Annotated in this window: 11 protein-coding genes; 6 read left to right on the top strand and 5 right to left on the bottom strand. The window is 65.9% G+C overall.

The features are described from left to right. The 4 genes from EOA75_RS22715 to EOA75_RS22700 all read left to right on the top strand — a co-directional run. Positions 1-544, top strand: a 544-nt coding sequence (locus EOA75_RS22715; protein ID WP_348628673.1) for an acyltransferase family protein, incomplete at its 5' end; no start/stop codon positions are given. After that, complete coding sequence (locus tag EOA75_RS22710; RefSeq protein WP_245322371.1) at positions 541-1,656, top strand: glycosyltransferase; 1,116 nt, start codon at positions 541-543, stop codon at positions 1,654-1,656. The genes EOA75_RS22715 and EOA75_RS22710, both read left to right, overlap by 4 nt. Before the next feature lie 112 nt (positions 1,657-1,768). After that, positions 1,769-2,794, top strand: a complete 1,026-nt coding sequence (locus tag EOA75_RS22705; protein WP_127325210.1) for a glycosyltransferase — start codon at positions 1,769-1,771, stop codon at positions 2,792-2,794. Continuing rightward, positions 2,791-4,563 (top strand): ABC transporter ATP-binding protein, encoded by a 1,773-nt coding sequence (locus EOA75_RS22700; RefSeq protein ID WP_245466705.1) that lies wholly within the window; start codon positions 2,791-2,793, stop codon positions 4,561-4,563. The genes EOA75_RS22705 and EOA75_RS22700 overlap by 4 nt, the downstream gene beginning before the upstream one ends. Positions 4,564-4,796: 233 nt before the next feature. On the opposite strand, the gene minE is transcribed toward EOA75_RS22700, so the two are convergent. From minE to EOA75_RS34160, 4 genes are all read right to left on the bottom strand, one after another. Continuing rightward, positions 4,797-5,069 carry a cell division topological specificity factor MinE gene (gene minE / locus EOA75_RS22690; protein WP_042638296.1) on the bottom strand — a complete coding sequence of 91 codons (273 nt, stop codon included), beginning with the start codon at positions 5,067-5,069 and terminating at the stop codon, positions 4,797-4,799. Next, entirely contained in the window at positions 5,066-5,881 is an 816-nt protein-coding gene (minD, locus tag EOA75_RS22685) for a septum site-determining protein MinD (protein WP_067321964.1), read from the bottom strand. The genes minE and minD overlap by 4 nt, the downstream gene beginning before the upstream one ends. 108 nt (positions 5,882-5,989) lie before the next feature. After that, on the bottom strand, positions 5,990-6,853 hold the full coding sequence (minC, locus tag EOA75_RS22680; protein ID WP_066992899.1) for a septum site-determining protein MinC: 864 nt from the start codon (positions 6,851-6,853) through the stop codon (positions 5,990-5,992). Between the two features lie 309 nt (positions 6,854-7,162). Continuing rightward, on the bottom strand, positions 7,163-7,486 hold the full coding sequence (locus tag EOA75_RS34160) for a hypothetical protein (protein ID WP_164747500.1): 324 nt from the start codon (positions 7,484-7,486) through the stop codon (positions 7,163-7,165). On the opposite strand from EOA75_RS34160, the gene EOA75_RS22675 reads away from it, so the two are divergent. Together EOA75_RS22675 and EOA75_RS22670 are read left to right on the top strand one after the other, a co-directional pair. Then, positions 7,397-7,606, top strand: a complete 210-nt coding sequence (locus EOA75_RS22675; protein WP_066992896.1) for a cold-shock protein — start codon at positions 7,397-7,399, stop codon at positions 7,604-7,606. The two genes, EOA75_RS34160 and EOA75_RS22675, sit on opposite strands and share 90 nt — an antisense overlap. Before the next feature lie 219 nt (positions 7,607-7,825). Further along, the gene (locus EOA75_RS22670; protein ID WP_066992893.1) at positions 7,826-8,014 is read left to right on the top strand and encodes a hypothetical protein; all 189 of its coding nucleotides are present in this window, start codon (positions 7,826-7,828) and stop codon (positions 8,012-8,014) included. Positions 8,015-8,107: 93 nt separating this feature from the next. Here the strand turns inward: EOA75_RS22670 and EOA75_RS22665 are convergent. Then, a partial coding sequence (locus EOA75_RS22665) for an FAD-dependent oxidoreductase (protein WP_164747501.1) occupies positions 8,108-9,424 on the bottom strand: 1,317 nt, incomplete at its 5' end.

Raw genomic sequence — 9,424 nt, 5'->3', positions numbered from 1 at the left:
CGCCAGGGGCGCCGATGTGCCGCGCTGGATGCGGCTCGGCTGGCCGGCTTTCGCGGCCGTTTTCCTGCTCGTCGTCTGGTCCGATCCGGGACCGGCGAACTCGGGATGGGAGTGGGCGCACTGGGCGCTGGTGCAGGTGCTGCCGCTGGTGCCGCTGGTGGCGATTGTCGCCGCCTGCTCCAACGGCCTCGGCGGCAGGCTCGGCAAGCTGTCCGAACTGCCGCCGCTGCTTTTCCTCGGCCGCATCAGCTACGGCGTCTATCTCTACCACCCGATCCTTCTCGCCTACGCCGTCAAGGCGCAGCCCTGGATCCCGCTCAACGTGTCGGAGCAAGGGCCTGGCCGCTTCCTTGTCGCAGGCGCCGCCACGCTGCTTGTCGCCTCGCTCTCCTGGGCGCTGTTCGAAAAGCCGCTCAACAGTCTCAAGCGCTATTTCCCCTATGTCGCGCGGCCGCGCGCGGGCATCGCGGGCGAGACAAGTTGGGTCGGCCCGCCGGCCGGGGTATCCGCGCTGGACCTGCAGCAAACCGAGGCGCGACGATGATGGCAAGCGCCACTCCCCTCATCTCCGTGCTGCTGCCGGTCTACAATGCCGAGCCCTATGTCGGCGCTGCAATCCAATCGATCCTGCGGCAGGATTACAGCCGGCTCGAGATCATCGCCATCGACGACGGTTCGACCGACCGGTCGCTGGAGATCCTCGACCGCTGCCGCAAGGCGGACAGCCGCGTATCCATTGTTTCGCGCGAGAACCGCGGTCTCGTCGCCACCCTCAATGAGGGGTTGGCGAGCGCGCAAGGCGAGCTCGTCGCGCGCATGGACGCCGACGACTTCGCCTATCCCTGGCGGCTGTCGCGCCAGGCGGCGCTGTTTGCAACGCGTCCCGAGATCGGCTTCTGCGGCTCGATCGTCGACATGCTGGTGCGTGGGCGTATCGCGCCCGGCAGGCTCGACCCGGTGTTCCGCCTCGACCTTGCCGTGCTCGCGAAATTCTTCACGATCTTCATGCACCCGACCGTGGTCTACAACCGCCGGGTGATCGGCGAGGCCGACCTTCATTACGACGCCGCCTACCGGCATGCCGAGGATTTCGACCTCTTCCGCCGGCTCGCCGACCGTTATCCGGCGGCCCTGATGGAGGAGAGCCTGCTGGTCTACCGCGTGCATTCCGGCAGCGTGACCAGCCGGCATGTGAAGGAGATGCGGCGCACACATCTCAGGATCGTGGGCGAAAACCTCGAGCGCGAGGGTCTGACAGACGATACCAAGGACCTGCGCGCGATCGGCGATCAAGTCTCCTTCGCGACGGTGGCCGGGGTAGCAGCCTTCATCCGCGCGCTGGAAGAGCGGATTACCGCGCTGCCCGCGGCGGTGCGCCCGAGCTTCGAGGCCGGCGCGCTCAACCTCTTCTATTTCCTCTACCAGCTCGTCAACGACGAGGAGCAACCCGCGCTGACGCATGAGCTTTTGACGCTTTCCGCGAAATGGAACGCGATCCGCCGCCGCGAGCAATATGCGTTGCGCCCCGGGGCCTGGGCACCGTGGCTCAGCCAGGCTTCGATGTGGGCCGGCAAGCAGGCCGACAGGCTCGCCTACCGCTTCAAATCCACGCCGGCGGCATCGGTGCTGGCGCCTTACAGGATGGAGGCGGCATGAGCAGCTTTGGCCGCGTCCACTCGCCGGCGGTGGAAATCGGCGAAAGCCGGCGCGACAGCCAATCTCCCCTCACAAGCAGGGAGGTCAGCAGCCTCAGCGCTGAGCCCTCTCCATGAACGACGCGCGCCATCCCCTGCCGCGGCACCCGGCCCTGCCCGCGCCTCCCTGGCCCAGGCAGCGGCCGCAGGTCTCCTTCATCGTCTGCACGCGTGACCGCGCGGCGGTGCTGGAAGCCTGCATCGATTCGATCCGTGCCGCCTGTCTTGCGCATCCCGCCTTCGCCGCCGAACTGGTGGTGGTCGACAACGGCTCGCGCGACGGCACGGCGGAATATCTTTCCCGGATCGCCGCGAGCTCCGACATTCCACTTACGGCGATCTCAGAGCCGCGGCCCGGGCTGGCGGCGGCGCGCAATGCGGGGCTGGCGCGGGCGCGCGGGCACGTGCTGGTCTTCAACGACGACGACTGCAGGCTCGACCGCAACTACCTCGCCGACCTCCAACGGCATTATGGAAGCGGTGAGAAATGGCTGATCCGCGGCGGCCGCGTCGAACTCGGCGATGCGCGCGACCTGCCCTTCACCATCAAGCGCTGCGACGAGCGCCAGCGGCTGACGCCCGCCGTGCATCCGGGCGGCTTCGTGCTCGGCTGCAACATGACCATGCATCGCGACGTCGCCGCTCGCATCGGCCCCTTCGACGAACGCTTCGGCGCCGGCGGGCCGCTGCGCTCGGCGGAAGACACCGACTACCTGGTGCGCGCCATGCTCGCCGGCATGGCGGTGGAATATGTGCCCGACATGACGATCTTCCATCACCACGGCCGGCGTGGCCGCAAGGCGATCGATCGGCTGCACCGCGACTATCATTTCGGCAATGGCGCGCTGTGTCTCAAGCATTTCCGCTGGGCGCCATGGCTGCTTCGCCATTTCTACTGGGCGGCGCGTGCCGCCACGCGCGAGCTGATCGGCGGCCCGCGCTTCGACCAGGATCTCAGGCTCTCGCACTGGCCGATCGTTTTGATGAACCTCGCGGGCGCGGCGAAATTCATGGCGCTCGTGCTGGCGGGGCGGCCCGATCGGCAGCCGCGGCGCGCTGAGGATGCGGCCGAGGCCAGTGCGGAGGCCGGCACGCCATGAGCGGGCACCCGACACTGGCGATGCTGCGGCGGGCGATCGGCCGCCGTCAGCTCGGCCTGCTGCCCGTCGTGGTCGCGCTCGGGCTTGCCAGTGCTGCGCTCGAAGGCTTCGGCATCGGGCTGATCATTCCGCTGCTCGGCATCATCATGGGACATGGCGAGGCGACCGGCATGGCCGGACTCTCCGCCCTGCTGCAGAAGGTCGGCGCCGGGCTCGGCGAGCGCGAGCGGCTGATCGCGATTTCGGCCGCGATCCTCGGCTCGATCCTGCTCAAGAACCTGCTTGCCTTCGCCAATGCGGTGCTGACCGCGCATATCTACGGCAAGGCCGGTCAATCGATCCGCGGCGCGCTCGCCGAACGCCTGCTCAGCGTCGGCTATCCGTTCTTCCTGAAGGAGAGCCCAGGGCGGCTGCTCAACATCATCTCCAACGAATCCTGGCGGGCGTCGGACGCCATGCAAGGGGTGCTGGGCGCGATCGTCAGCGCCTCGGCGGCGGTTATCCTGCTTGCCTTCCTGCTGCTCTTATCCTGGCAGATGACGCTGCTGGTGATGCTCGGCCTGGCGCTGGTGCAAGCGGCACATATGGTGCTGTCGGCCCATCTCAAGGGCCCGAGCCGCAGCGTCGCGGCCCGCAACAGCGCTTTAGCCTCGCAGATGCTGCACCTGGTGCATGCCGGCCGTCTCATCCGCATCTTCGGCCAGGAGGCGCGCGAGAAGGCGGCGTTCGAGAAGGCATCGGACAGCGTGCGGCGGGCGGCCTTCACGCTTTCTAAACGCCAGGGCGCGCTGGCGCCGCTCACCGAAGTGCTGCACGCCGTGCTGTTCCTGGCGGTGGTGATCGGCGCCTGGCTTGCCGGCTTGAGCTTCCCGCTGGTCGCCGCCTTCCTCATCCTGCTTTACCGCCTGCAGCCGCATGTGCGCGCGCTGCAGATGACCTGGAGCCAGCTGCAGGGGCTTTCCGGCTCGCTGGAGGAGGTGAGCTGGCTGCTCGACCCCGAGGGCAAGCCCGCGCCGCCCACGGGCAGCCGCCCGTTCGCGGGACTCGGCGAGAAGATCGCCTTCGAGGGCGTCAGCTTCAGCTATGCCAATGAGGAGCAGCGCGCGGCGGTGCTGCATGCGGCGAGCTTCGACATCGTGAGCGGCCGCTCGACGGCGCTGATCGGCCGCTCCGGCGCCGGCAAGACGACCATCGTCAACCTGCTCTGCCGCTTCGTCGAGCCCGATGGCGGCCGCATCCTCGTCGACGGCGCGCCGCTCGGCGAGATCGACCCGGCCCAATGGCGGGCGCACATCGCTTTGGCCAGCCAGGAGCTGGAGCTGGTCGACGGCACCATCCTCGACAACATCACCTACGGCAAGGACACGGCCAGCGCGGAAGAGGCGCGCCGCGCGGCCAAGCTCGCCGAGGCGCATGGCTTCATCGAGACACTGCCGCAGGCCTACCAGACGGTGGTCGGCTATCGCGGCGTCAACCTGTCGGCCGGGCAAAGGCAGCGCATCGCGCTGGCGCGAGCGCTGCTGCGCGACCCCGACATTTTGATCCTCGACGAAGCCACAAATGCGGTGGACGGGCTCTCGGAAGCGGCAATCGTGGAAACGCTGAAATCGCGCGCCGGCCGCCGCACCACGATCGTCATCAGCCATCACCACTCGACCATCGCGTTCTGCGACGACCTGGTGATCCTGGAGCATGGGCGGGTGAAGAAGCAGGCGCCGTTCGCGGAACTGGCGGCGCGCAGCATGGATGAGCTGTACCAGCCGGAGTGAGGGCTTTCTTTGCGAGGGAAGTGGCGAAGGTTGGCGCGAGACACCCCCCTCTGCCCTGCCGGGCATCTCCCCCGCAAGGGGGGAGATTGGCAGCTCCGGCTGCCGCGCTCTTCATGCTCCGTCGGAAGTTGGCGAAAGCGGCGACGACATCTGATCTCCCCCTTGCGGGCCCTTGCGGGGGAGATGTCCGGCAGGACAGAGGGGGGTGCTGTCCCGCCGGCGCTAAACCAGCTTCACCCCGCCATCGCGAGCGGCGCGGCGCTCTTGTTGGGGATCTGGATGTCGATCTCCAGCGTCGACATGGTGGCGCCGCGATCCATCGAGACCTGGAGATAGTCCTGGTCGATCTGCACATGCTTGGCAATGACGGCCATGATCTCCTCGCGCAGGATGGAGACGAGGTCTGGCTGGCCACGGCTCTGGCGTTCATAGGCGAGCAGCAGCTGCAGCCGCTCGCGCGCCACAGGCGCACTGGTGCGCCGCTTGAAGAGGTCGAGAATGCTCATGCCGCCCTCCTTCCGAGAAGCCGTTCGAGGAAACCCTTGCGCTCGAAGGGGACGACCACCGGCAGGTCCTCGCCCTCCAGGCGCCGTGCCGCTTCGAGGTAGGCCTTGGCGGCGGTGTTGATCGGCTCGCTGAGCGTCACCGGCGCGCCGAGGTTGGAGGCCCTGAGCACATCCTGGCTTTCCGGGATGATGCCGAGCAGCGGCGTCGAAAGGATCTCCAGCACGTCGTCGATCGACAGCATCTCGCCGCGCGAGGCGCGCGTCGCGTCATAGCGCGTGACCAGCACGTGCTTCTGGATCAGCTCGCCCTGCTCGGCCTTCATGGTGCGGGCGTCGAGCAGGCCGATGATGCGGTCGGAATCTCGCACCGACGACACTTCCGGGTTGGTGACGATGACCGCCTCGTCGGCGAAGCGCATGGCAAGCTGGGCGCCGCGCTCGATGCCGGCCGGGCTGTCGCAGAAGACATAGTCGAACACCGAGCGCAGCCGGGCGATGACTTCGGCAACGCCCTCCTCGGTCAGCGCGTCCTTGTCGCGCGTCTGCGAGGCCGGCAGCAGATAGAGCGTCTCCAGCCGCTTGTCGCGGATCAGCGCCTGCGACAGTTTTGCGGTGCCCTGGATAACGTTGACGAGGTCGAACACCACGCGGCGCTCGGCGCCCATGATGAGGTCGAGATTGCGCAGGCCAACGTCGAAATCGACCAGCGCAACCTTCTTGCCGGTCTTGGCCACGGCAGCGCCGAGCGCGGCCGTCGAGGTTGTCTTGCCGACGCCCCCCTTGCCCGAGGTGACCACGACTACCTTGCCCATATATCCAGCCTCCGTTGGCGATTTTTATTCTCTGGCCGTGCCGGGCACGGCGGACTCATGAAGGACAATGGCACGCGAAACCGGTCCGAAGCTTGCGCGGCCAAAGACTCAGCCGAGCGGCACCACGCACAGCGCATCGTTTTCGAGGAAGGCCTGCACCGCCTTGCCGCGCGAAACGCCTTCCATCTCCTCGGCCGTGGTGTACCAGCCGTCGACGGCGAGCAGCTCGGCCTCATTCTTGCGGCAGAAGATGCGCGCCGATGTGTTGCCTTCCGAGCCGGCGATCGCCCGGCCGCGCAGCGTGCCGTAGACATGGATCGAGCCGCCGGCGACGATTTCCGAGCCGGACGCGACCGAGCCCAGCACGATGACGTCGCCATGCGGATGAAAGACCGACTGCCCCGAGCGGATCGGCGCCTTGATCATCAGCGTGCCGGCGGAAGGCTCGTGCCGTGCCGGTACAGCACCCTGCCCCGACCCGGCCGGTTCCGACTTGGCTGCTTCGGCGGCTCGCGCGTTCTGCGCATCGAGCTTCGCCAGTTCATCCTGCGGCGCCCTCATTTGCCCCGGCTGCACGTCCTCGACCGTAGCCGTCTCGACCGTGATCTCTTCCGCCTTCGCCTTGCGCGCGGCCCTGCCCAGCAACCCCTCGGCGGTCGCCTCCTTGGCGCCGGCGAGCAGCGGCGGCAAATCGGGGCCGAGCTCGGCGCCCTCGAGCTCGATCGCATAGACGCGGATGCCGCGCCGGGCGAGCGTGCCGACAAGTGCAGCGATCTCCTCCGGGCCCGGCTTCAAAGTATTGAGATCCAACACTACCGGGCGGCCGTTGAAATAGCCCGGCGAGTTGCCGATCCAGTGATCGAGCCCCTCCAGCCACTCGTCGATCGGCGCCTCCGGCGTCAGCGTGAAAGCGACGAAGGAGCGGGCGCGGAAGCGGATGGATTTGTTGTGCAAAGGGGCGGCGAAGGTCACGGCCAGACGAATCCTTACTCAATGGTTAAAGGGTGCCGGGCGAATGGTTAACAAAAGGTTAATTTTGCGGGTGGCGGCCGCTGAGGAACTGGCGCGGCTAAGTTTTGTGGCGGGGTGGTCACAGTGCCTGCCCCCGTGTCTAACCAGCACACAATTCGACACGAGGCGTGAGCTGGTAGGAGATGCTCAGCGGGGCTAGCGGGCCAACAATCTGCTCGGCATTTCGGAGCTTGTCGGCGGCAGATGAAGATCTGTATTTCGGCGCTTTCATCGGCGCCGGGCGGAAGCCCGCTATAGGAGTCGGGCGGCTCAGGCGCAATTAGTCGCCCGGAAGCTTTCAGGACAACGGCCTTCGATAATATTATTTCGCATCGCCTTGTCGCCGCTGCGGTTAAGCGCTATGTTTTTCAAATCGAACTTGTTGAACGAACGTTGTTTCTGCGCCTTGGCGCCCTGACGATCTTCCCTCTCAATTTCGAAGACTGCGACGTTTGGCACGCAGCCAGGCGGCGATGATTTGCGTCGATTTGAAAGGAAAATCGTATGACTACTGGAACCGTGAAGTTTTTCAACGCCACGAAAGGCTTCGGCTTCATCGAGCAGGGCAATGGGCAGCCGGACGTGTTCGTCCATATCTCCGCCGTCGAGCGCGCCGGAATGCGCTCGCTAGCGGAGGGCCAGAAGGTGAGCTTCGACATCGTGAAGAACCAGCGAAACGGCAAAAGCTCGGCGGAGAATATCCAGGCGGGCTGATGCCGTGCATCCATGGCCTTTGACCGCGGATGTACCGGCATTGGCCTTGGAGCACTTTGATCTTGCGGATGTCTTCGTCCCGAAACCGGCTCCCGATTTCGGGCAACATGTTTTGGGATTTTACGCATGTCTTCCCCTAACCGGTTTCCGATTTTGGGAGATATGCTTTGGAAGGTCGGGCTTGCCCGGCCTTCTTCATTTCAAATTGCGAGGTAGACCATGGCCGAAACCAGTGTGTTCAAGCCGAAGGGCGACGCCAAGAGCGAAGCCACCACGAAGACGGCGCGCACGATAATCGAGGGCGAAGCGGCAGCGCGGCAGGCAAAGACGGAACGGCTCCGCGCGGCCAGGCTCGCCCGCGGGCCGGTTGAAGCGGAGCCAAAGAAGAAGCCGGCAAGGCGAAAATAGCGACGGAGGTCTTGGGGAAGTCCACTTCTCCCGACGCGATTCGACTCGACTTCCCGCGGCTGGGAATCGCCGATCCAATTCCCTTCAGCCGAACTATCCCAAAGGCCGGATGGCCGGGCCGTTGAGGACAGTCCCGTCCGGCGCGAACTGCGAGCCGTGGCAGGGGCAATCCCAGCATTGCTCGGTCGAATTCCAGTGCACGATGCAGCCGAGATGCGTGCAACTGGCCGAATGCCGGTGCAGCTTGCCGTCGCGATCGCGGCACACGGCGAACTTGCTCAAGCCGTCCTGAAGTATGCCGCCTTCGCCGGGCTCGAGGGCGTCGGCCGACTTGACCTCACCGGGCAGCAAATAGCCGGCAAGGTTCTTCACCGTCGTAAGATTCTCATTGACGTAGTGCGCGAGCGCGGCGGGCGGCGTCCGGTCGGGGGCGTAGACGGCTTCCCAGGAGTTCGATCCGTCCACGATCAGATCGCGGATCAGCAGTCCGGCCAAGGCGCCATGCGTCATGCCCTGGCCGGAGTCGCCGGTGGCGATGAAGACGTTGCCGTTGCCGGGGCTTCGGCCAATGAAGCCGCAAAAGTCGATCGTTTCGAGGACCTGGCCGGACCATCGCGCTCGTTCTCCGCCAAGATCGGGCACCAATGCCCTGATCCAGGCCTCGAGCGCGACAAAGCGCGCCGCGCCGTCATCCGCTTCGCCCGATTTGTGATCGCGGCCGCCGGCTATGAGACAGTCCGTCTTGCCGGGGCCGGGATTGAGGCGGACATAATAATAGGGATCGTCCATATCCCAGTAGAGCGCATCCGGGAGGGTTCCCCTGGCAATATCGAAAGCCATTGCATAGGTGCGGTAAGGCGCCATCTTGCTGTGGATCTTGACCCAGGTGTTGATCGGGGAATTGGTGGCAAACACTGCGTTCGAAGCCGTTACGGTGGAGCCGCCGTCGCATTTCAGGCGAACCTTGTCCCCCTCCTCGATTTCGGTGGCGGCGCTGTCGGCGAATGCCTTGCCGCCTCGTTTCTCGAAATCGGCCAGCAGCGCGCGCAAATATTTCAGCGGGTGGAAGGTCGCCTGGTCTGGATAGCGCAGGATGGGCGCCGATTCATGGCCCTTGAGCGGCACACCCTTGCCATGCTCAGCTTCGGCGCCGATCTTTGCCGCAGCCGCATACTCCTTGTTGCATTCTCTGGCGGCCTCTTTCTCGTCCATCCATGCCGCCGGGAACAGGAAGCCGTCCAGCCGGCGGAAATCGCAGTCGATCTCCAGCGTGGCGACATGGCGTTCGATGCGGTCGACGGCGGCTTGCTGGCTTTCCTGGAATCCGCGCGCCAGAGCCTCGCCGCGCATGTCGATCAGCGCGCTCAAGCCGTCGTCGCAGATGGGTGCCAGATGGGCGGTCGTGCGCGA

The organism is Mesorhizobium sp. M1A.F.Ca.IN.022.07.1.1 (assembly GCF_003997575.1).
Lineage (GTDB): Bacteria > Pseudomonadota > Alphaproteobacteria > Rhizobiales > Rhizobiaceae > Mesorhizobium.
The sequence above is the reverse complement of the archived record's forward strand: the minus strand, read 5'-3'. Positions and strand labels throughout refer to the sequence as shown.